Origin of the sequence: Parapedobacter sp. GCM10030251, assembly GCF_042666505.1 — a bacterium.
GTDB lineage: Bacteria > Bacteroidota > Bacteroidia > Sphingobacteriales > Sphingobacteriaceae > Parapedobacter.
The window spans coordinates 82,962-103,711 of the sequence record NZ_JBHTDN010000001.1; the positions used below are offsets into that span (position 1 = coordinate 82,962).

Here is a 20,750-nt window from a genome sequence, read left to right on the forward strand (position 1 = left end):
CAGATTGGCATGGGCCGCCAATAGCGTTCGATGTAAGGCGTCAACAGGACGTGCGTCTTATGTTCTGTGTAGATCATTCCCAAGGGTAAAGAGCTGGTTGAAAATTATTTTCATTTGCGGTATGGAATATCCCGGGCAGGTGCATCCGTGGAGTAAACATCTGAATTATGAACCGTAAAAGCACTTTATGTATCGTTGCGGCTGTACTATTTTTTGTTGAGATACATGCGCAGGATATTATCCGATCAGGAAAGATTGGAACGTTTGACGGGACACCCATCAAAAATCTGGACGAGGTTAATGCCTGGGTGTTCAAGCCGGCTGGATACAACACGGTAGAGAACCCGAGGTTGCCTGACTCATTGAGCAACTTTGGCATGCTTTCGCGTGAGGAACGCGCGGAAATGCACAAAAAGCGTGTCCATTTTAATCCGTATTTGATCTTTGGCGGCCCCGTTGAGCTGAGGAAAGGGGATATTTTTGTAGGATATTCATCGTCATGGATCCGGTTAAGTGCCTATTACCAGCATAATCAGGATAACAGTTCGGTTGAGGAATATCGGACGCGGGTGAATCAAAACATACTCGGCAAGAATCTGATTGACTACAGCCCGGATTTTGAACTCCTGGAGAATGTGGGGAACCCGTTCAAAACGGTCATCAACGCAGATACGGTTTTCATTTACGATACGAAATGGAAATACAAGTTTAAGGATACGGTTGATAACTACGGTTGTCTGGTTGTGCACCTGGTTAAGTTTGATCTTGGGTATGTAAGTCTCCGGTATTATTATCCATTGGATAAGCGGGAAGCGGCGCTTTCCGAAATCAGTAATACCTGGGGCATTGTCCGCTTCAAACCCGATCGGGAATTTACGCACCCGAATCACGAGAACTGGACCCCGCGCCGGGAAGAGCCCGATTTGTATCTGGGTAAGTTCTCCTTCCTGAACGATCCGGAACAGGTGAAAAGAGAAAATGACCAATATGAGCAGCGGAAACTGAAGGGACAGGCAAATTCATTGGCAATGGAAGGTTTGCGCCTGGCACGGGCAAAGGATATCAATCAAGCAAAGGAAAAATTGATGGAAGCCTTGACGATTGACACAAACAATGCGATTGCGTATCGGCATTTGTTACTGATATCCTTGGACGAGGACAACCGGAATGACTCGTGGAAGATCTGGAACAGGTTGCTTGAGAAAGATCCAAAAAACATCGAAACCTGGTTTTTAAAAGGTCTGTTGCAGAAGCGGTATAACGAATTGGACAGCGCTGCAACAACCTTTGAAAGGATAGTCGGGGAAAAAGATTCCCTGCATTTCAGAAGCTTTATCGAATTGGCGCTCGTCTACGCGCAGAAAGGAGAGCGCGATGCGGCAGACGTAAATTTCAATCGGGCAATAACCGTCTTTACGACCGAGGGAGAAAAATCATTACGGAGGGAAAGCCATCGTATGTTCAATATCAATGATCTATTTATGACCCGGTTGGCTTATGCCAGGTTTTTGATGGCAAATTCCGAATTTGAGAAAAGCAAAGCGTTGTTTGAGCAGACCCTGAAGGACGAGGCGACGTCCATTGAGGCAGGAATGAAGGGCGAAAGACAGCGTATTTACGGAAAGCTTACTCCGGCCAGCTTAGGGGAGTTGAATTTTATGCTTGCCATGTCTTATGCCGGGCTACATGATGAGGTCAATACCCGGTTGTATCTGGAAAAGGCAAAGAGTTTCGGCAAGGTGTTGCCAGAACCGCAAAGGTGACGCCGGTAGGGTTGCGCGAATTCAAAAAATCATTACATTTGCTTGCGATGAGTAAACCGTTTGCATTGCTATTAGCCCTTGCCACGCTTTTGCAGAGCCTTTCGGCCCTGTGGGTGACAGTGGGTTTCTACGTGAACCGGGATTTCATCGCCAAGAATCAATGTGAAAACCGCTTTATTCCGAACAGTCCGTGCCAAGGCCAGTGTGTGCTGATGAAAAAACTGAAAGAACAGCAGGAAAAGGAACAGCAGCAGCCGGATATTAAACTAAAGGAAGTCGTGTTGTTTTCTCAGGCAACGGAACATGCAAGTTCGGAGGCATTGCCTGGTGTTGAGTCGATTGTTCAGTACGGCCCACACGGTGATCCACACTACCTGTTCCAGATGGATCACGCCATTTTTCATCCGCCCATTTCCTGACAGCAAACGCTGGCCGACCGGCCGGCGACACAGCAGTAGCTTTGCCGTAGACTTTCCGGGCGACGTGGTCGCCGGATTTGTGGTATCCAAAATTGCTTAAATAGCGGCTTAGAAGCTTGAAGAAAACGCTTTCTATTTTACTCCTGTTTTCACTGGTGTTCCAATGCTTGGGCTGCCTGGGCGTGTTCGCGTGGTACGGCGCGAACAAACAGCGCATCGTGAACGAGCTGTGCGAGAACCGCAATCGGCCGGAATTGCATTGCAATGGGCAATGCGTGCTAATGAAAAAGCTGAAGGTGCTGGAAGACGACGAAACAAACGGTACAGGCGATGACCATGCGAATCCTAACACGGAGACGGTGGTTTTTCTGCTGCCTGAACCCTTCGTTATCCGCATGCCGGCTGCGTGCGATTCCGCAGCCCCGATTTCTCCGGAGGTATGTTACCACTACCTCTACGCAACGGATAATTTCCATCCCCCAAACCTAACCGTCCTTACTCACATCACGAAATAGCCCTGTTGCCAAGGAGCAGGGAGGAAATTGGTTGGCCTCTGGAGGGTGCCGCAAGCGCGGATCACCCAAGGAGGCGCTCAACCCGTATGCGTAGTTTTTGAACCCAAACAATTCGAAAAATGAAAACGAACAGAAAAGGACGTATGATCATAAAATCAGCAATGCTTATCATTGCTGCGTTGATAGCTGCAGCTTGCGGCAAAGATTCCCCCCTGCCGGATGCGGGAAAGAAGGGGGCTTTCTCCATTGAATTTGATAATATCGTGGGCGAGGAAACCCTGAGTTTCCACCCTCGGGAATATGCCAATGCGAAAGGCGAAAAGTTCAGCATCAAGCTGCTGCAATATTTCGTCAGCAACATCAAGCTTTACAAGGCAGATGGCAGCGAATATGCGGTACCTCAGGAGGACAGTTATTTTCTCGTTAATGGCGGAGACCGCGCTACGCGGTTTACCCAGGTAGAAGCCCCGGAGGGCGATTACACGAAGGTGTCCTTTATCCTTGGCGTAGATGCCGAGCGCAGTAAAATGCCGGTCGAAGCGCGAAAGGGTGTGCTTTCCTTTAATCCGGACCAGGGTCACGAAGGGGGTGGCATGTACTGGGGATGGAACAGCGGCTACATTTTTTTTAAGTTTGAGGGGCATTGCAACCTGGTTTCGGACGATCAGCAGGGTGACCCGACAGGCAACAAGCAGTTCAAGTACCACATCGGCGGTTTTGGCGGCTACAGCGCGCCCACCATTAACAACATCAAGGTAATCACGGTGGATCTAGCTCCGGGTGGTATGGCCAAGGTACGTGCGGGATTGCGTAGCAACGTGCACCTGCTCGTAGACGTCATGCAGGTGTTCAACGGGCCCCATACGTTCAGTATCCCGGAACATCCCAACGTGATGTTCAGCGAATACAGCGTCCACATCGCCAACAATTTCCCTTCAATGTTTAGTCATGACCATACGGAAAACTTCGTCAGGAGCGAGGATGAACTTTAATATGAAGAAGCTATGCGTATTGGGAATATTGGTGGGGCTGGTGTTTGCGTGTAAAAAGGGAAGCGATGTGCTGCCCGATGTGTTTGCCGGTTTTACGAACCCGGCAAACTTTCCGGAACCGGAATACGATTTTTCACGCAATCCGGTAACGGAAGCGGGATTTGAATTGGGCAAGCGCCTTTTCTACGAACCCCGGCTTTCGCGCAATAATACCATTGCCTGCGGAAGCTGCCACATCCAGTCGGCATCCTTCACACACCACGGGCATGACGTGAGCCATGGCATCGACGACCGGCTGGGTACACGCAATCCCATGCCGATTGTGAACCTGGCGTGGCAGCGGGAGTTTTTCTGGGACGGCGGCGTGTTCGACCTCGACCTCTCACCGGTGAATGCGATTACCAGCCCGGTGGAGATGGATGAAACCGTGCCCAACGTGATCCGCAAGCTGCGTGAACATCCCGATTATCCGGCCCTTTTTAAAAAGGCGTTCGGTACGGAGGAAATTACGGACGCGCGGTTGTTTAAAGCGCTTTCGCAATTTATGCTGATGGCGGTGAGCGCCGATACGAAGTATGATAAAGTGATGCGGAACGAGGAGGGCGCGGCTTTTACCGAAGCGGAAAAAAAGGGATATGTGTTTTTTAAGCAGCGCTGTGCAACGTGCCACAGCGAACCGCTGTTCACCGACCGGAGCTACCGAAACAATGGATTGCAACCCAACCGGGTAAACGACATTGGCCGTGACTCGGTTACGCTCAATCCAAGGGACCGCTATGCGTTCAAGGTTCCGAGCTTGCGCAACTGGCAGTACACGGCGCCATACATGCACGATGGGCGTTTCCTGACGCTGAACAGGGTGCTGGAGCATTACCGCAGTGGAATGGTCGATTCCGAAACGCTCGACCCGATATTCCGGCAGCCCGATGGACGTATTGGCATTCCGATGACCGACGAGGAGAAGGAGAACCTGATGGCATTCCTGCAAACACTGAATGACCGTGAGTTTGTCACTAACCCGTTATTCGCGGAACCGGAAATGGGTGGCTTGATTGTAAACTAAACATAATGAACGTATAGTATAGAACATGGATTTCCGAAAAATTATAGTGATGGCCGCCTTGCTGGTTGGCTCGATGCATGTATCAAAGGCCTGCGACATTTGCGGATGCGGCGTGGGCAGCTATTACCTGGGAATACTCCCGGATTTCAATAAGCGCTTTATCGGCATGCGCTACCAGCACAAGTCGCTTACCACGCACTTGGGGCCGACGGGCAACCGGACGCCGATTACAGCCGACGAGACCTACGAGAGTCTGGAACTTTGGGGTGCATGGAACTTCGGCAAACGCTGGCGCGCCATGGCCATCCTCCCGTATAACTTCAATACGCGCCATGTGCGCAGCAGCGGGCAAACAGGCCAAAAAAACGGTGTGGGCGACATCGCAGTGATGGGTTTTTATAAGGTGTTTGAACAGGCAGCTACAACGAAAGCCAGCAAATTGCTGGTGCATTCGCTTTGGGCAGGTGTGGGTGTTAAAGTTCCCACGGGTTTGTACGACAACGGCGAACGGGCTTCGGTATCGCAGGATGCGCCCAACAATTTTCAGCTGGGCACGGCGAGTACAGACTTCATGGTCAACCTCGCATACGACATCAGGCTGATGGACCTGGGGCTGAATGCCAATGTGGGTTATAAGGTGAATACCGAGAACCGGCACGAGTACCGTTATGGAAACAAGCTGACGGCCAATACACTTGTTTATTACAAGTTTAACATTAAAAACAGGGTTCGTATTGCACCCAATGCAGGGGCGATGTATGAAAGCCAGACCAACGATGTGGTCTATGGTAAATATGATGTCGCCCAATCCGGCGGAAACTCGCTGATCGGAGTAGTAGGGGTGGAGGTCAACGTTGGGAAAATCTCCCTGGGTGGCAACTATCAGGCGCCTCTCGCTCAAGACCTCGCTGAGGGTCGGGCGAGAGCGGGTAGCCGATTGCTGGCGCATGTTTCGTTCGGGTTTTAACCGGGCTGGCAAAGGCTGCGTAGAAGCGTTCCCTCAATAGAAACGCCTACGCAGCCAAAATGCCACGTTGACCAATGAAATCAGCGCAGGAACTTCTACCAACGGGCCGATGACGCCCGCAAACGCTTGGCCGGAGTGAATACCGAACACGCCGATGGCTACTGCTATGGCCAATTCGAAGTTATTGCCCGCAGCGGTAAAAGAAATGGCTGCGTTCTGTGAATAGTCTGCGCCCAATGATCTTCCCACAAAGAAGCTGATCAAAAACATGACGGCAAAGTAAATTGCCAGTGGCAAGGCGATCCGCAGGACATCCAGTGGAAGCTGCACAATCAGGTCGCCTTTCAAACTGAACATAACCACGATCGTAAACAGGAGCGCGACCAGTGTAATTGGCGAAATAAAAGGGATGAACCGCTGCTGATACCATTCCTCGCCTTTCGCCCGGATGAGCAAATGGCGGCTAATGATACCCACTAAAAAGGGGATGCCCAAGTAGATGGCTACGCTTTCGGCAATCTGTCCGATGGTGATGTTTATGGCAAGCCCATCGTAATTAAAAACGGGCGGTAGGACGGTTATAAAGACGTAGGCGTACGCACCATACAGCACCACCTGAAAGATGCTGTTTAAGGCGACTAGTCCGGCAGCATATTCGCGGTTACCTCCCGCTAGTTCGTTCCATACGATGACCATGGCGATGCAGCGGGCCAAGCCGATGAGGATGAGTCCCACCATGTATTCCGGATAGTCATGCAAAAACAGCAAGGCTAGTACGAACATCAATACCGGGCCAATCACCCAGTTCAACAGTAACGACGCACCCAGTACCTTTGTGTTCCGGAAGACCTGTCCCAACTGCCCATAGCGAACCTTTGCAAACGGTGGGTACATCATGAGAATCAGCCCGATTGCGAGTGGCACGTTGGTTGTGCCGGAAGAAAGCGATTGGACGAAGTCTGGCACGGCGGGAACGGAATATCCGATGCCTACACCTAACGCCATGGCAAGGAAAATCCATAGCGTTAGGTACCGATCAAGAAAGCCGAGGCGTTTGCCGCGGATCGTCGGGTTGCAGTCCGTTGCGCTCATTGTGCGGAAATGTGCTGCCGGATAAAATTCGATGCATAGGTCTTGATCTGCTCGCGGACCGCCCGGAACTGTGCCATGACCTCGGCTTCTGTACCCGATGCCTTCGCCGGATCGGGGAAATTCTGATGGAACCGTTGCGCCCTTGTCGGAAAAAAGGGGCAGCGCTCGTTGGCGTGATCACATACCGTAATGACGTAGTCAAAGGCAATATCCCGGTATTCGTCGACATGGTTGGACGTGTGCCGAGAAAGGTCGATCCCGTCTTCTGCCATGATGGCTATGGCGCGTGGATTGACCCCATGGGTTTCCACACCTGCGCTGTATACCTCCGCGTCGCCCGCGGCGAAGCGACGCAGATATCCTTCGGCAATCTGGCTTCGGCAGCTGTTTCCGGTGCAAAGCACGAGTATTTTCTTTTGTTCCATCTGGTGTCTTAGTTACAGGTTCCGGAATCGGGGGTACAACATGCTGCCTTTTGCGCGGGTACACCGCAGGCATCCTGTGCAAGACAAGCCGTAGCCATGTTCTGGAGCACAAAGTTGTGGCCGTTGAATGCCAATCGGTACCGGCCGATGGTGTCTGCCTGGTATTCTACTTCTACTTCGAAATCGCCGAGGCCCAATTTTTCTTTCGATAGGTTGATAATGTTAAGCAGTTTGCCCGGCTTTAAGCGGTGTGCATAATCATTTGCATCCCAAAGCTGGAAGTTCACTGCCTTTTCGCTGCGGATGGTTCCGCCGCAGTCGACGAAATGTCTGGTCACCATTCCTACCTCTGTTACGTGGAAATGTTCGGGGACATACGCGCCGCTTTCCAACTGGAACGTTACCTGATCTAGGTGCGGCAGTACATTTTTTACTTCGGATAGTTTCATTGTATTTCTATTTATTGTAATATTACGATTAATTAGTTCAAAAAAAATCAGCAGCAACGGCTGCCGTCAAGGGTAGCTTCCGTAAGGAATGCACCGAATATTTCACGGTACTTGTTCCACGTATGCGGATCGATGCAATAGCATACGCTTACACCCTCAATCGTCCCCTGAATGAGGCCCGCGTTCTTTAATTCTTTCAGGTGCTGCGAAGTGGTGGCCTGGGCCAGTCCCAACTCTTCTACCAAATCCCCGCACACGCAGGCATTTTTCCTGACGAGATATTGCAGGATGGCAATGCGCGCGGGATGCGCCAGCGCCTTGGCCATATTGGCAAGGTCATTCTGCTCGGCCGTAAACAAACTTGTTTTTGATGCACCCATTTCGATCGCAATATTACGATTATTTGTCCACGCGCGCAAATTTTTTTTGGGGTAAGAATCTGACGTGTATTGCAAACTTTTGTGCGTACTTTTTGTAAATTAACTATCACAGAATAGAAACCACCATTTTTAAACAATAGGCTAGCAGAAGATATAGGGAACACCAACCGAAAAAGGAGGTGTAGCATTTGTCCGCTGCCACACGTTAGTATCTATATGAAAAAATTGAGCTTGATTGTTGCCTTTGTGGCCAGTGTCGCGCTGCTTGGCAGTTGTTTACGGGGAACTGATCCGCAGCCCGAGCAAGTGGGTGGTCTGACGTTTGTCAACACGTTTGTCGAGGCCGAGGCAGCCTATTACTACGTTAACCGAAATGCGATACAGGGGCTGGATCCACTTCCATACCGGAGCTATGGACCGCAATGGCCTGTATACTATCCCGGGGAGAGTCGCCGGTTGGAAATCTATTCGACGTATCAGGATAACCGGCTTGTGGACACGACCTTCACCGTACGGGATAGCGTGTATTATTCTTCCATTGTATACGGTACGCACGATGCTCCGCGGCATTTTATTACCGAAGATCGGATACCGGAAGGCGTGGACGACCCCCGCGCCATCGCGGCGGTTCGATTTTTTAACCTGGCAAATTCGGACCATCGGGTAACTCTCCGTATCGGTGATATCGAGCCCGCGGCCGCCTTCCGCAACCGGCCCTTGGAAACGGCCCAGACCGGCAAAGCCGGGGAGGCATTTACGCAGGTGGCCATCGGTACCTATGCGATAAGTGTAGTAGATGAAGAGGGAGAGACGGTGGCAACGCGACAGGGTACGGTTGACCTGCCTGCAGGCAGCTATACAAGCGTTTTCCTTACGGGTGATGAACGGGATCCGACTACCTTCTATGTCGGGGTGGTGCGGCAATGGGTTAATTAACCTCTTATAAGTCGGTTATGAAAAGAAAAAGAAACGTGCCTTTTGCCCTTTTTTTAGGGGTAGCCTTACTAGCGGGCTGCATAAAGGACGAAGAGCCTCAACCGGAAGTTCTCTCCGGATTTACGATTGTGAATTCGTTTCTGGAAGCACAGGCGGTATTGCATCGATTGGACGTCGGACGTGGATTTCAGCAAATGAACCAAGGGCAGGGCTATCGGGGTGTGGATTATTATACGGTGCCCAGCTGCGATAATTGCAAACTGGAGATCATTTCATCCAATGAGTTGGCCCGGGTGGTGGATACGGCTTTTGCCCTGCGGGAAAATACCTACTATACTTCTTTCTTGTTTGGTACTGAGGCCACGCCGCAGCATTTTCTTACGGAGGATCACGTACCGGAAGATACGGATGACCCGGCAGCGATCGCTGGCGTCCGCTTTTTTAACCTGGCCGAGACCGCCCACCGCGTGACGTTGCACATCGCGGAGGCCGAACCGATTGCGGCTTTCCGTGATCGGCCGACCGAAACACCGGAAACCGGCAAAGCGGGGGAGGAATTTATACCGACCACGAATACGGGAACGCACGTGTTAACCATTCGGAATGAGCAGGGTGAACAGCTGGCCAGGCGCACGGGCGTAGCATTGGATCCTGGTGATTATCTGACGGTATTCCTAACGGGCGATGGCGGCGAAAATACCCCGTATTTTATTGGCATCGTGCGCCATCGGGGGATTAATTAGCTAGCCGACAGCGATGACATCACTGATTGTCGGGGCAAGCGGCGCGACCGGGAAGCTGCTGGTTGAACAGCTGATCGGAGCCGGACACCGTGTGAAGGCAATTGTCCGCCCGACCGGCAACGTACCGGATTCGTGGGCCGAGAATGCGCACATCACGTTAATCAGATCCGATGTTACGAAAATGGGTGTCGATGAACTGGCCGGTTACCTCAAGGACTGCCAGGCCGTAGCATCCTGTCTGGGGCACACGATGTCTTTCAAGGGAATTTTCGGGAAACCGAGGAGGCTTGTAACCGATGCGGTTCGGTTACTCTGCGAAACCATCAGCGCCAACAAACCGGAAAGCCGGATCAAATTTGTCTTGATGAATACCGTTGGGAACCGTAATCGGGATTTGGTTGAGCACATTCCCTTTATACAAAAGGTTGTTATCAACTTACTGCGGGCATTGGTTCCCCCGCATGCCGACAATGAAAATGCGGCAGATTACCTGAGAGCAACCATTGGGCAACCGCATTCGTTCGTTTCATGGGTGGTGGTGCGTCCTGACAGTTTGATCGACGAGGGAGCGGTGTCTGAATATACGTGCTACCCATCGCCCATCCGAAGCGCAATTCTTAATCCGGGCAAAACCAGTCGCGTCAATGTCGCGCATTTTATGGCCGGATTGATGACAGACGAGGCGATGTGGCGTCGGTGGGAGGGACAAATGCCGGTGATTTACAACAAATGAATGGGCGCGTTGTTACCATAATCTTCTAAAATTCTCCACTTTTCCATAACGGTTGCCGGCTGCGGATATGCGATTCCGTGCGACCGAAAGTACCAAGCGTGCATTGAGGATGTCAAAGCGTATTCTATTAATCGACGACGAGGAAAAACTACGGGGCCTGATGGCTCGGATTATCGGGGTCAATGGGGAGGGGTTTGAGGTCGAACAGGCCGATAGCCTGAAATCGGCGCGGCTTAAGCTGTCGCGTGCGGATTTTGATGTGGTGGTCTGCGACGTGAAGCTACCCGATGGAAACGGGGTTGACTTCATCCGGGAAATCCGGGAGAAACAGCCGTTGGCAGAAACCATTCTCCTGACAGCCTATGGAAACATTCCCGATGGTGTACAGGCCATCAAAAATGGTGCATTTGATTACATAACCAAAGGGGATGACCATAACCGGATCCTACCTTTGATTCATCGGGCTTTTGAGAAGGTACAGCTGTCGAAGCGGGTACATCAGCTGGAACAACAGGTGGGAAGGAAATATTCGTTTGATAGCATGATCGGAAAATCGAAGGTGCTTCAAGCAGCGATTGACCTCGGGAAGAAAGTGGCACAGACGGATACCACCGTGTTGCTGCTCGGCGAAACAGGCACCGGCAAGGAAGTATTCGCCCAAGCTATCCATCAGGCGAGCAATCGGAAAGCCAAGCCGTTCGTTGCATTGAATTGCGCTACGTTTAGCAAGGATTTGCTGGAGAGCGAGCTGTTCGGCCATCGGGAGGGTGCATTTACCGGGGCAACCAAAGATAAAAAGGGACTTTTTGAGGAGGCGAACACCGGTACGCTATTTCTGGATGAGGTTGGAGAGCTTCCCATCGAATTGCAGGCCAAGCTGCTGCGCGTACTGGAAACGGGCGAGTTTCTCCGGGTGGGCGAGACGAAGCCGGTACGGTCGGATGTCCGCATCATCGCGGCTACCAATCGCGATCTGGAGAAAGAAACGGAATCGGGGAATTTCCGAAACGACCTGTACTATCGGCTTTCTGTGTTTATCATATCCTTGCCTGCATTACGTGAACGGATTGAGGACATCGGCCCGCTGGCCGAATTTTTTGCGGAGCTGTCGGCCGAACGGATGAATAAACCGTGTCCGGCACTTACCTGGCAGTACATCGAAGCGCTGAAACGGCATCGGTGGAAGGGCAATATCCGGGAACTGAAAAATGTCATCGAACGAAGCGTGATCCTGGCCGAAGGGGACGTACTCGATACGGACAGCTTGCCTTATGAGTTCAACCATCCCGTACAGCCACACCAAGGCCAACCAATTGCGGCGTTTTCCATGGCAAATGCCGAGAAGGCACATATCCAGAACGTACTGAACTACACGGGTGGCAACAAAGCCGAGGCTGCCCGGTTACTTGAAATCGGTATCGCTACGCTTTATCGGAAGATCGAGGCGTACAACCTTTGAGATTCTTTCCATATTGATAACGGAGCCTATCATTTTGATAGGCTTTTTTTGTGCCTATATCTGTGTTTTTTGCTTGTATTGTGCTGTATTTCAGTTTGTTGTTGTTTTGTTGTCAATTTTGGAATGCCGTTGGTATCCACCGGAATCAAAAAAACAATAACACATCAAATGAAAGGAATTCACACGTATGGTCACAACAATTTTAATCATCGCGGGGCTAGCATGCTTTGCGCTTTTCTTCAAGGCAGTAGACGCTTTCGAACGCATCTAGTTTAACATTATATCCATCAAAGATGATTGCATTATTTATTCTGGCTATCCTGGTTTTCGTTTACATCGTCTATGTAATGCTGAAACCTGAAAAATTTTAATCTACATGAATACGGAACTATTTGGAGTTATCATCGTGTTTGCCGGTACGGTGGCGTTGGCCATCCCGCTCGGCCGATACATCGCGCGGGTCTACGGCGGACAGCGGACGTGGCTGGACCCGGTCTTTACACCGCTGGAGCGGCTGCTTTACCGGATCAGCGGTATCGATCCGACGATTGAAATGCATTGGAAGGTAAACCTAAAGGCCTTGCTGACCATCAATCTGCTTTGGTTTCTCGTCGGCATGTTCATCCTGATGAACATGGGCTGGCTGCCGCTGAATCCGGACGGCAACCCGGGCATGACGGCTGACCAGGCCTTCAATACCGCGATTTCGTTCTTGGTGAACTGCAACCTGCAGCACTATTCGGGCGAAACGGGGATCAGCTACCTCGGGCAAATGTACCTGATGTTCCTGCAATTTGTCAGTGCGGCTACCGGTATGGCCGCGGCCGCGGTGCTATTCAACGCCCTGAAGGGGACGACTACGAAAAGACTGGGTAACTTTTACGATTATTTCGTGAAATCCTGCACCCGCATCCTGCTGCCGGTTGCGTTGGTGGTAGCCATAATCCTTATCTTCCGTGGAACGCCGATGACCTTCGATGGAAAAGACCGCATGATCACCTTGCAGGGCGACACGGTAAGCGTGTCTACAGGGCCGGCTGCTGGATTCGTGGCTATCAAGCACGTGGGTACGAATGGCGGCGGTTTCTTTGGGACCAACTCTGCGCACCCGCTGGAAAATCCGGACTACCTGACGAACGTGGTTGAACTGTTTGCGCAGTTGATCATCCCACTGGCGATGGTCCTTGCACTGGGTTATTACCTGAATCGCCGAAAATTATCGTGGATGATTTTCGGGGTGATGACAGTGGGCTTCCTGGCATTGGCGATTCCGAATGTCGCACTCGAAATGCGGGGTAACCCTGCGATCGAACGGATGGGCATCGACATGAGCAGCGGGGCCATGGAAGGCAAGGAGACGCGGATCGGTGCAGCCGCGTCCGGCTTTTGGAGCATCGCTACCACGGTTATCTCGACGGGTTCGGTCAACTCCATGCATGATAGTACCATGCCTTTATCCGGTATGAATGAATTGCTGGCGATGATTATAAACTGCTTTTATGGTGGTGTCGGTGTCGGTATACTTAACTTTTTCGTCTTCATCATTATCGCGGTCTTTATCAGCGGGCTGATGGTCGGCCGTACACCGGAGTTCCTTGGCAAGAAAATCGAAGCACGTGAAGTGAAAATTGCCATCATCATTGCCTTGATCCATCCTTTTATGATTCTTGTCGGTACGGCATTGGCCGCTGCAGTGCCTGGATTGACGCTCCCGACGCTCAACAACCCCGGATTCCACGGTTTCAGCGAGATGCTGTACGAGTATACATCGGCATCGGCGAATAACGGGAGCGGCTTTGAAGGGTTGGGCGACAATACGCCCTGGTGGAACATAACCACAGGCTTTAATTTGATCATCAATCGGTTTATACCCATTATCGGCCCGGTGGCGATTGCCGGCTTAATGGCGAGCAAGAAGTTTGTCCCTGAGAGCGCGGGTACGCTGAAGGCGGATACGTCAACCTTTGGCCTGATGGTCTTTTCGGTCATTGTCATCATTGCTGCATTGACCTTTTTCCCGGCTCTGGCGCTCGGACCCATAGCCGAACATTTTTCGTTGTACTAATACTTAGCTAATAACATGAAAACCACACATAATCAATCACTGTTTCAGGGGGATTTGGTACAGGAGGCGCTCAGGCAGTCGTTCGTTAAACTCAATCCCAGGATCATGTTCCGTAACCCGGTTATGTTCACCGTCGAAATCGGAACGGCAGTGATGCTCGCCGTGACCTTGTGGACCTTGACGGGCGGGGCAACGCAGGGGAGCTTCGGCTATAACCTCGCCATCTTTTTGATCCTGTTCATCACGTTGCTTTTTGCCAATTTTGCCGAAGCCATCGCCGAGGCACGGGGAAAGGCGCAGGCCGATAGCCTGCGGAAGACAAGAGAGGAGACACCTGCCAAGTTATTTATAGAGAAAGGAAAATACCAAAAGGTATTTTCCCCTAAACTCAAAAAAGGCGACATTGTATGCTGCGAAGCAGGTGATATCATCCCCTCGGATGGCGAGATCATTGAGGGGATGGCCACCATCGATGAAAGCGCCATTACCGGGGAGTCTGCACCGGTTATCCGGGAGGCTGGCGGCGACAAGAGCAGCGTTACGGGCGGCACCAAAGTGCTATCCGACAAAATCCATGTGCGGGTAACCACCCAGCCGGGTGAAAGCTTTCTGGACAAGATGATTGCACTGGTTGAAGGTGCCAGTCGCCAAAAAACACCAAATGAGATCGCATTGACCATCCTGCTGGCAGGCTTTACCCTGGTGTTCATTATTGTAACGGTCACGCTGAAGCCATTCGCTGATTACGCCGATACGCCAATTACCATCGCGGCGTTCATTTCGCTCTTTGTCTGCCTGATACCAACTACCATCGGGGGGTTGCTTTCGGCAATCGGAATTGCGGGGATGGACCGTGCATTGCGGGCAAATGTCATTACCAAATCCGGTAAAGCGGTTGAAACCGCCGGTGACATCGACGTGCTCCTGCTCGACAAGACCGGTACCATTACCATCGGTAACCGGAAGGCAACGAATTTCCATCCCGTGAATGGGGTGGACAAACAACGTTTTATCCGTGCCGCCGCCCTGAGTTCCATGGCAGATGATACCCCCGAAGGCAAATCCATCGTTGAACTGGCTGGTGTGAATCCGGCAACATACGGCGTGCAATCACCCCGTTTCATCCAATTTTCAGCAGAGACCCGCAGTTCAGGGATCGATTTTGAAGGTACACGCATCCGTAAAGGCGCTACCGACGCCATCCGCCGTATGGTACAGCAGGCGGGCAACAATTTCCCCGGCGAAATCGAAGAACGGGTAAAAGCGATATCCAGCGACGGCGGCACCCCGTTGGTCGTCTCCGAAAATGAGCAGGCCATTGGCGTCGTCGAATTGCAGGACGTCATTAAGCCCGGCATCCGGGAGCGGTTTGAGCGGCTCCGTAAAATGGGCATCAAGACCGTCATGGTGACGGGCGACAATCCGTTGACCGCTAGAAACATTGCCGAGAAAGCGGGTGTGGATGATTTCATCGCAGAGGCTAAGCCGGAAGACAAGATGAATTACATTAAGAAGGAACAGGCCGGAGGCCGGTTGATAGCAATGATGGGCGACGGTACGAATGATGCACCTGCATTGGCCCAGGCGGATGTGGGGGTGGCTATGAACAGCGGTACACAAGCCGCCAAGGAAGCGGGCAACATGGTGGACCTGGATAACGACCCCACCAAGTTGATTGAGGTGGTGGAGATCGGTAAGCAGCTGCTGATGACGCGCGGAACGCTCACTACTTTCTCCATCGCCAATGACGTGGCCAAGTACTTTGCCATTATCCCGGCGTTATTCATTACCGCGATTCCGGCTTTGCAGAAGCTGAATGTCATGAACCTGAGTAGCCCCGAAAGTGCAATCTTATCGGCGGTAATCTTCAATGCGATCATCATCCCGTTGTTGATTCCGCTGGCGCTGAAAGGTGTGGCTTATAAGCCCATCGGCGCTTCGGCATTGCTACGCAGGAACTTGTTTATTTATGGCCTTGGCGGTGTTATTGTGCCGTTTATTGGTATTAAGGCCATCGATATCGTGGTGTCACTATTCATTTAATTTGATCGGGAAACCTTCCCTGTCAGCGTCTTACGTGAAAGGCGGTGTAAGGCAGGTTCCAAAAGCTTAAAAAAATATATTATTTCGAATGAAAACACATCTTTTACCGGCCATCAAACTTACCCTCGTGACCTTGGTGGCTTTTGCGGTGTGCTATCCGCTGGTCTTACTTGGTATTGCGCAACTGGCGCCGAATAATGGCAAGGGACAGGTTATTAGCGCGAATGGAAAGAAATATTATGCCAATATCGGGCAAGCTTTTACAGCCGATCGTTATTTCAATTCGCGGCCTTCTATGGTTGACTACAATGCAGCTGGTTCGGGCGCCAGCAATAAAGGGCCCTCCAACGAAGAATACCTCGCTGTTGTGCAGGCGCGGATCGACACCTTTTTGGTGCACAATCCGGAGGTGAGCAAATCGGAAATCCCCGTGGAACTCGTGACCGCCAGTGCCAGTGGCCTGGATCCGCACATCTCGCCGAAGGCGGCGCGCGTGCAGGTGAAACGCATTGCAGCCGCCCGCAACCTGCCAGCCGATCAACTGGAAGCACTCATTTCGGAACAGATCGAACAGCCCTTTTTGGGCGTGATGGGCCCCGAGAAAATCAATGTGCTGAAATTGAATTTAGCGCTTGATGCATTGGATTAATTTTCAAATACGTAGATAACTTCCCTTACATATGATTAAGATTGCTTATTGCAATGCTGTTGCATTGCTTGCCACCACCTGTGCCTTTGCGCAGGACCGCGCAGAGAATACACTGACCATCAGCGGGTATGCGGAGGCCTATTATCAGCAGGATTTCAACCGTCCGCTGAACAACACCCGACCGGAGTTTGTATACAGTCACAACCGGACAGGCGAGGTAGCGCTCAACCTGGTTTTTATCAAAGCAAGCCTCAACCAGGACCGCGTTCGCGTAAACCTGGCCGTCGCTGCGGGAACTTACATGAATGCCAACTATTCCGCTGAGCCGGACGTGTTGAAGAACCTTTACGAGGCCAACGTGGGTGTGAAGCTTTCCCGCACGCACGACCTCTGGTTAGATGCGGGCGTCCTCCCGTCGCACCTCGGTTTCGAAAGCGCTGTAGGTAAAGATAACTGGACGGTGACCCGCAGCTTATCTGCCGAAAACTCACCCTATTTCGAAACGGGAGCGCGGCTGGGCTATAACAGTCCCAACGGGAAATGGTACCTCGCCGCGCTGTACCTGAACGGGTGGCAGCGGATCCAGCGAGTAGACGGCAATACAACCCCGGCTTTCGGCCATCAGGTGACGTTTAAGCCCACGGATCGCATTACCTTGAACAGCGGCTCGTTTATCGGTAACGACAGGCCTGATAGCACCCGCCGGATGCGGTATTTCCATAATTTCTATGCGCTATTCCAAGTGAGCGATCAGTTTGGTATCACCGCTGGTTTCGACATGGGCATGGAGCAAAAGGAAAAAGGCAGCGACGAATATCATACGTGGTATACACCGGTGCTGCTGGCAAAATACGCGCCCACCGATAAATTCAGTCTGACGGCGCGTGGAGAATACTATCAGGACAAAGATGGCGTTTTGATCGCTACGGGGACGTCTTCCGGATTCCAGACGTGGGGTTATTCCCTGAATGTGGATTACCATATCCTGTCCAACCTGGTTTGGCGGACAGAGGTACGCAACCTGAGCAGCAAGGAGGCTGTTTTCACTAAGCGCGATGGCCCGGCAACCGGATACAGTACCGTTGCCATCACTGCACTTGCCGTCTCTTTTTGATTTAACAGTTAACTAATTCTTGGTATCCCAAAGGCGCAAAATGCTACCTTTGGGATAACGTATACAAGCTACCTGACAATGGAAGAAGACCGAAAATCGGCGGATCATTTCCTCGATCTCATCAAGAAATCGAGATTGGGCAAATTCAAGATCTACATCGGCATGAGCGCCGGCGTCGGAAAGACGTACCGCATGCTCCAGGAGGCCCATACGTTGCTGCGCAATGGGATTGACGTGAAGATTGGCTATATCGAGACCCACGGCCGGGCCGAGACGTCCACGCTCGTCGAGGGGCTACCGGTCGTTCCGCGAAGGAACATATTCTATAAGGGAAGACAACTGACCGAACTGGATGTGCAGGCCGTGATCAACCTGCATCCGGAGGTGGTTGTTGTGGACGAATTGGCGCACACGAATATCGAGGGCAGCAAAAACGAAAAACGCTGGCAGGATGTAATCGAAATCCTGGAGGCCGGCATTACCGTGATCAGCGCGGTCAACATTCAGCACATTGAGAGCCTGAATGAAGAGGTAAAGGCCATTACGGGCGTCGATGTCAGGGAGCGCATACCCGACAAAGTGATTGCCATGGCCGACGAGATCGTCAATATTGATCTTACGGCCGAAGATTTGATTACGCGGTTGAAGGAAGGAAAGATTTACCAGCAGGATAAGATACAGACCGCGCTGGACAATTTCTTCAAGAGCGAACACATTCTGCAACTCCGCGAACTGGCGCTGAAGGAAGTGGCCGGCCACGTGGTAAGAAAAGTGGATCACGAAGTGCATCGGAACGAGGCTTTCCGGCACGAGCGTTTCCTGGCGTGTATTGGGAGTGATGCGGAGAAAGCCAAGCACATTATCCGTAAAACAGCCCGTATCGCAAGTTATTACAGCGGGGATTGGTATGTGTTGTATGTACAGACGCCCCGGGAGCGGTTGGATAGGATTGCACTCGATAAACAACGTATGCTGATCAATAACTTTAAAATGGCCACTCAATGGGGCGGCGAGGTGATTCAGGTCCAGCGCAATAGTATTCCTGCCGCTATCATTGAACAAGCGATCAAGATGAACATCACCACGGTTTGTATCGGTAAGCCACGGGTGACGTTGCTACGGGTGATCCTTTCGACCGGCGTGTTCAACCGACTGCTGAATAAACTGGCAGAAACGGATATTGATTTAATTATGCTGTCATGAAGACAAAAACCAAACTGACATTCGGTGTCGGGGCACTGTTTGTCCTTATCGTCCTGCTGGCCGCAGTGAGTACCTTTTATATAAACAACCTGAAAAGCGATACGGATAATATCCTCACCGCTAACTATAATACCCTGGAGTATTCCCGAAATATGCTGATGGCCTTAGATGATGTCGGCCGGGACACCAGTGCGCTTTCCCGTTTCGAGTCCAACCTCAAGCGGCAGATAAGCAATCAGACGGAGGTCGGCGAGGGGGAAGTGACGCGAAAGATCGTCGCTGATTTCAACGTGTTGAAAAGCGATCCCATAGATAGTGCCATCCATGCCGAAATACGGAGGGATATCGCTGAACTGACGCGGCTGAACATGGACGCGATTGTGCGCAAGAGTGAAATAGCCAAAGAAACGGCGGAGTCGGCCACTATCTGGATATCGGTCACCGGCGCTGGTTGTTTCCTCATCGCATTCATCCTGCTGGTGAACCTGCCGGGAAACATCGCCAATCCGATCAAGGAGCTTACCGAAAGCATTAAGCAGATCGCTGACCAGCATTACGACGAACGGGTACACTTCGAAGGCCATAGCGAATTTGGGGAGCTGGCCCGGTCGTTTAACACGATGGCCCAGAAGCTGGAAGAATACGCCAACAGCAAGCTGGAGAAATTGCTGATGGAGAAAAGGCGTATAGAAACCCTGATTGATAACATGCATGACCCCGTGATCGGGACAGATGAGCACGGAACGGTGCTGTTTGCCAACCATGAGGCGGTGAACGTGACGGGATTGGGTAAATCGGAACTGGTTGGAAGTCCGGTTGCTGAGCTCGCTGTTGAAAACGATCTGATACGCACGTTGGTCAGAGAGCCGACCGGGCGGGATAACCGGGAAGACAGGGATCCGATTAAGGTCTTTGCTCATGGGAAAGAGAGTTATTTCGAACGGGAGACCATCGATATTGACATCACGCCCACCGGCGAACGGCAATCCCGGCGTATCGGTTCGGTTATCCTGCTGCGGAATATCACGCCGTTCAAGGAACTGGATTCGGCCAAAACCAATTTCATCGCCACGGTTTCACACGAACTGAAAACGCCGATTTCGTCCATTAAGATGAGCCTCGATCTGCTGGAACACCCGGCTACCGGCACCCTCAATGGGGAGCAGCACGTACTGGTGGATAGCATACGGGAGGACAGCGAGCGACTTTTGCGGATCACAGGCGAGCTACTGGATATGTCGCGCCTGGAGAGCGGGCATATCCAGCTTAATATGCAGCCGAGCGATCCGAAGGCCATCATCACGTATACGGTGGGCGCCACTAGAACCCAGGCAGTGCAACGGGGCATCGATCTGGTAGTGGATTGTGATTCCGATTTGCCCATGATGAACATCGACGCTGAGAAATCGGCTTGGGTATTAACCAATTTTATTACCAATGCCATCCGCTATTCGCCGGATAACGGACGCGTCGTTATTGCCGTCCGGAAAGGTGCCGGAGTACTCCGGTTTTCCGTCCAGGATGCGGGCAGGGGGATTGAACCACGTTACCGCGATCGCATCTTCGACCGGTATTTCCAGGTACCGGGAAGCAATAAATCCGGTACGGGTCTCGGACTGGCCATCAGCAAGGAGTTTATTGAAAACCAGGGCGGCAGGATCGGCGTAGAAAGCGAACCGGGACTGGGAAGCACCTTCTTCTTTGAGCTGCCTTGTTGAGGCGGTTGTCCATAGGGCCGCT

At 51.7% G+C, this 20,750-nt stretch carries 21 protein-coding genes; 17 read left to right on the plus strand and 4 right to left on the minus strand.

The features are described 5' to 3' along the window. Positions 1-167: 167 nt before the first annotated feature. The 6 genes from ACFQRK_RS00405 (at position 168) to ACFQRK_RS00430 (ending at position 5,719) form a co-directional block, all read left to right on the plus strand. A complete protein-coding gene (locus tag ACFQRK_RS00405) occupies positions 168-1,763 on the plus strand; it encodes a tetratricopeptide repeat protein (protein ID WP_379002523.1) in 1,596 nt (531 codons plus the stop codon). Between the two features lie 47 nt (positions 1,764-1,810). Then, the gene (locus tag ACFQRK_RS00410) at positions 1,811-2,182 is read left to right on the plus strand and encodes a hypothetical protein (RefSeq protein ID WP_379002525.1); all 372 of its coding nucleotides are present in this window, start codon (positions 1,811-1,813) and stop codon (positions 2,180-2,182) included. Between the two features lie 116 nt (positions 2,183-2,298). After that, positions 2,299-2,697: a hypothetical protein gene (locus tag ACFQRK_RS00415; RefSeq protein ID WP_379002526.1), complete on the plus strand. Its 399-nt coding sequence runs from the start codon at positions 2,299-2,301 to the stop codon at positions 2,695-2,697. 119 nt (positions 2,698-2,816) lie between these two features. Then, positions 2,817-3,689 carry an MbnP family protein gene (locus ACFQRK_RS00420; protein WP_379002527.1) on the plus strand — a complete coding sequence of 291 codons (873 nt, stop codon included), beginning with the start codon at positions 2,817-2,819 and terminating at the stop codon, positions 3,687-3,689. 1 nt (position 3,690) lies between these two features. Next, the gene (locus ACFQRK_RS00425; RefSeq protein WP_379002529.1) at positions 3,691-4,752 is read left to right on the plus strand and encodes a cytochrome-c peroxidase; all 1,062 of its coding nucleotides are present in this window, start codon (positions 3,691-3,693) and stop codon (positions 4,750-4,752) included. A 25-nt stretch (positions 4,753-4,777) separates the two neighbouring features. Continuing rightward, complete coding sequence (locus ACFQRK_RS00430; protein ID WP_379002531.1) at positions 4,778-5,719, plus strand: transporter; 942 nt, start codon at positions 4,778-4,780, stop codon at positions 5,717-5,719. Between the two features lie 33 nt (positions 5,720-5,752). Here the strand turns inward: ACFQRK_RS00430 and arsB are convergent, their stop codons facing one another. From arsB to ACFQRK_RS00450, 4 genes are read right to left on the minus strand one after another with little or no spacing between them, the layout of a single operon-like run. Then, on the minus strand, positions 5,753-6,811 hold the full coding sequence (gene arsB / locus ACFQRK_RS00435; protein WP_379002533.1) for an ACR3 family arsenite efflux transporter: 1,059 nt from the start codon (positions 6,809-6,811) through the stop codon (positions 5,753-5,755). Continuing rightward, a complete protein-coding gene (locus tag ACFQRK_RS00440) occupies positions 6,808-7,236 on the minus strand; it encodes an arsenate reductase ArsC (RefSeq protein WP_379002534.1) in 429 nt (142 codons plus the stop codon). Before ACFQRK_RS00440 ends, arsB begins: the two co-directional genes overlap by 4 nt. Positions 7,237-7,244: 8 nt before the next feature. Then, complete coding sequence (locus ACFQRK_RS00445; RefSeq protein ID WP_379002536.1) at positions 7,245-7,685, minus strand: DUF6428 family protein; 441 nt, start codon at positions 7,683-7,685, stop codon at positions 7,245-7,247. Positions 7,686-7,732: 47 nt separating this feature from the next. Next, positions 7,733-8,065, minus strand: coding sequence for an ArsR/SmtB family transcription factor (locus tag ACFQRK_RS00450; protein ID WP_379002538.1), 333 nt, complete (start codon positions 8,063-8,065; stop codon positions 7,733-7,735). Between the two features lie 216 nt (positions 8,066-8,281). Here ACFQRK_RS00450 and ACFQRK_RS00455 point away from each other — a divergent pair, with 216 nt between their 5' ends. From ACFQRK_RS00455 to ACFQRK_RS00505, 11 genes are all read left to right on the plus strand, one after another. After that, positions 8,282-9,001, plus strand: a complete 720-nt coding sequence (locus ACFQRK_RS00455) for a hypothetical protein (RefSeq protein WP_379002540.1) — start codon at positions 8,282-8,284, stop codon at positions 8,999-9,001. A gap of 17 nt (positions 9,002-9,018) precedes the next feature. Further along, a complete protein-coding gene (locus ACFQRK_RS00460; RefSeq protein WP_379002541.1) occupies positions 9,019-9,744 on the plus strand; it encodes a hypothetical protein in 726 nt (241 codons plus the stop codon). Between the two features lie 13 nt (positions 9,745-9,757). Further along, entirely contained in the window at positions 9,758-10,477 is a 720-nt protein-coding gene (locus ACFQRK_RS00465) for an NAD(P)-dependent oxidoreductase (protein WP_379002543.1), read from the plus strand. Positions 10,478-10,586: 109 nt separating this feature from the next. Then, positions 10,587-11,936, plus strand: coding sequence for a sigma-54-dependent transcriptional regulator (locus ACFQRK_RS00470; RefSeq protein ID WP_379002545.1), 1,350 nt, complete (start codon positions 10,587-10,589; stop codon positions 11,934-11,936). A gap of 293 nt (positions 11,937-12,229) precedes the next feature. Beyond that, a complete protein-coding gene (locus ACFQRK_RS00475) occupies positions 12,230-12,307 on the plus strand; it encodes a potassium-transporting ATPase subunit F (RefSeq protein WP_379004629.1) in 78 nt (25 codons plus the stop codon). A gap of 5 nt (positions 12,308-12,312) precedes the next feature. Continuing rightward, positions 12,313-14,001, plus strand: coding sequence for a potassium-transporting ATPase subunit KdpA (kdpA, locus tag ACFQRK_RS00480; RefSeq protein ID WP_379002546.1), 1,689 nt, complete (start codon positions 12,313-12,315; stop codon positions 13,999-14,001). A gap of 15 nt (positions 14,002-14,016) precedes the next feature. Further along, complete coding sequence (gene kdpB / locus ACFQRK_RS00485; protein WP_379002548.1) at positions 14,017-16,044, plus strand: potassium-transporting ATPase subunit KdpB; 2,028 nt, start codon at positions 14,017-14,019, stop codon at positions 16,042-16,044. 88 nt (positions 16,045-16,132) lie between these two features. Next, a complete protein-coding gene (locus ACFQRK_RS00490) occupies positions 16,133-16,693 on the plus strand; it encodes a K(+)-transporting ATPase subunit C (protein WP_379002550.1) in 561 nt (186 codons plus the stop codon). Between the two features lie 31 nt (positions 16,694-16,724). After that, a complete protein-coding gene (locus ACFQRK_RS00495; protein WP_379002551.1) occupies positions 16,725-17,807 on the plus strand; it encodes a porin in 1,083 nt (360 codons plus the stop codon). 78 nt (positions 17,808-17,885) lie between these two features. Beyond that, a complete protein-coding gene (locus tag ACFQRK_RS00500) occupies positions 17,886-19,010 on the plus strand; it encodes a sensor protein KdpD (protein ID WP_379002554.1) in 1,125 nt (374 codons plus the stop codon). Continuing rightward, the gene (locus tag ACFQRK_RS00505; RefSeq protein ID WP_379002555.1) at positions 19,007-20,728 is read left to right on the plus strand and encodes an ATP-binding protein; all 1,722 of its coding nucleotides are present in this window, start codon (positions 19,007-19,009) and stop codon (positions 20,726-20,728) included. Before ACFQRK_RS00500 ends, ACFQRK_RS00505 begins: the two co-directional genes overlap by 4 nt. Positions 20,729-20,750 lie beyond the last annotated feature (22 nt).

Excerpts from the sequence above, each read along its gene's own strand:
- ACFQRK_RS00465 (WP_379002543.1), top strand. The coding sequence starts at position 9,758 with ATGACATCACTGATTGTCGGGGCAAGCGGCGCGACCGGGAAGCTGCTG.
- ACFQRK_RS00425 (WP_379002529.1), top strand. The coding sequence starts at position 3,691 with ATGAAGAAGCTATGCGTATTGGGAATATTGGTGGGGCTGGTGTTTGCG.
- ACFQRK_RS00500 (WP_379002554.1), top strand. The coding sequence starts at position 17,886 with ATGGAAGAAGACCGAAAATCGGCGGATCATTTCCTCGATCTCATCAAG.
- ACFQRK_RS00440 (WP_379002534.1), bottom strand. The coding sequence starts at position 7,236 with ATGGAACAAAAGAAAATACTCGTGCTTTGCACCGGAAACAGCTGCCGA.
- ACFQRK_RS00445 (WP_379002536.1), bottom strand. The coding sequence starts at position 7,685 with ATGAAACTATCCGAAGTAAAAAATGTACTGCCGCACCTAGATCAGGTA.
- arsB (WP_379002533.1), bottom strand. The coding sequence starts at position 6,811 with ATGAGCGCAACGGACTGCAACCCGACGATCCGCGGCAAACGCCTCGGC.
- ACFQRK_RS00430 (WP_379002531.1), top strand. The coding sequence starts at position 4,778 with ATGGATTTCCGAAAAATTATAGTGATGGCCGCCTTGCTGGTTGGCTCG.
- ACFQRK_RS00475 (WP_379004629.1), top strand. The coding sequence starts at position 12,230 with ATGATTGCATTATTTATTCTGGCTATCCTGGTTTTCGTTTACATCGTC.
- ACFQRK_RS00490 (WP_379002550.1), top strand. The coding sequence starts at position 16,133 with ATGAAAACACATCTTTTACCGGCCATCAAACTTACCCTCGTGACCTTG.
- ACFQRK_RS00495 (WP_379002551.1), top strand. The coding sequence starts at position 16,725 with ATGATTAAGATTGCTTATTGCAATGCTGTTGCATTGCTTGCCACCACC.
- ACFQRK_RS00405 (WP_379002523.1), top strand. The coding sequence starts at position 168 with ATGAACCGTAAAAGCACTTTATGTATCGTTGCGGCTGTACTATTTTTT.
- ACFQRK_RS00410 (WP_379002525.1), top strand. The coding sequence starts at position 1,811 with ATGAGTAAACCGTTTGCATTGCTATTAGCCCTTGCCACGCTTTTGCAG.
- kdpA (WP_379002546.1), top strand. The coding sequence starts at position 12,313 with ATGAATACGGAACTATTTGGAGTTATCATCGTGTTTGCCGGTACGGTG.
- ACFQRK_RS00455 (WP_379002540.1), top strand. The coding sequence starts at position 8,282 with ATGAAAAAATTGAGCTTGATTGTTGCCTTTGTGGCCAGTGTCGCGCTG.
- ACFQRK_RS00470 (WP_379002545.1), top strand. The coding sequence starts at position 10,587 with ATGTCAAAGCGTATTCTATTAATCGACGACGAGGAAAAACTACGGGGC.
- ACFQRK_RS00450 (WP_379002538.1), bottom strand. The coding sequence starts at position 8,065 with ATGGGTGCATCAAAAACAAGTTTGTTTACGGCCGAGCAGAATGACCTT.
- ACFQRK_RS00505 (WP_379002555.1), top strand. The coding sequence starts at position 19,007 with ATGAAGACAAAAACCAAACTGACATTCGGTGTCGGGGCACTGTTTGTC.
- ACFQRK_RS00460 (WP_379002541.1), top strand. The coding sequence starts at position 9,019 with ATGAAAAGAAAAAGAAACGTGCCTTTTGCCCTTTTTTTAGGGGTAGCC.
- kdpB (WP_379002548.1), top strand. The coding sequence starts at position 14,017 with ATGAAAACCACACATAATCAATCACTGTTTCAGGGGGATTTGGTACAG.
- ACFQRK_RS00420 (WP_379002527.1), top strand. The coding sequence starts at position 2,817 with ATGAAAACGAACAGAAAAGGACGTATGATCATAAAATCAGCAATGCTT.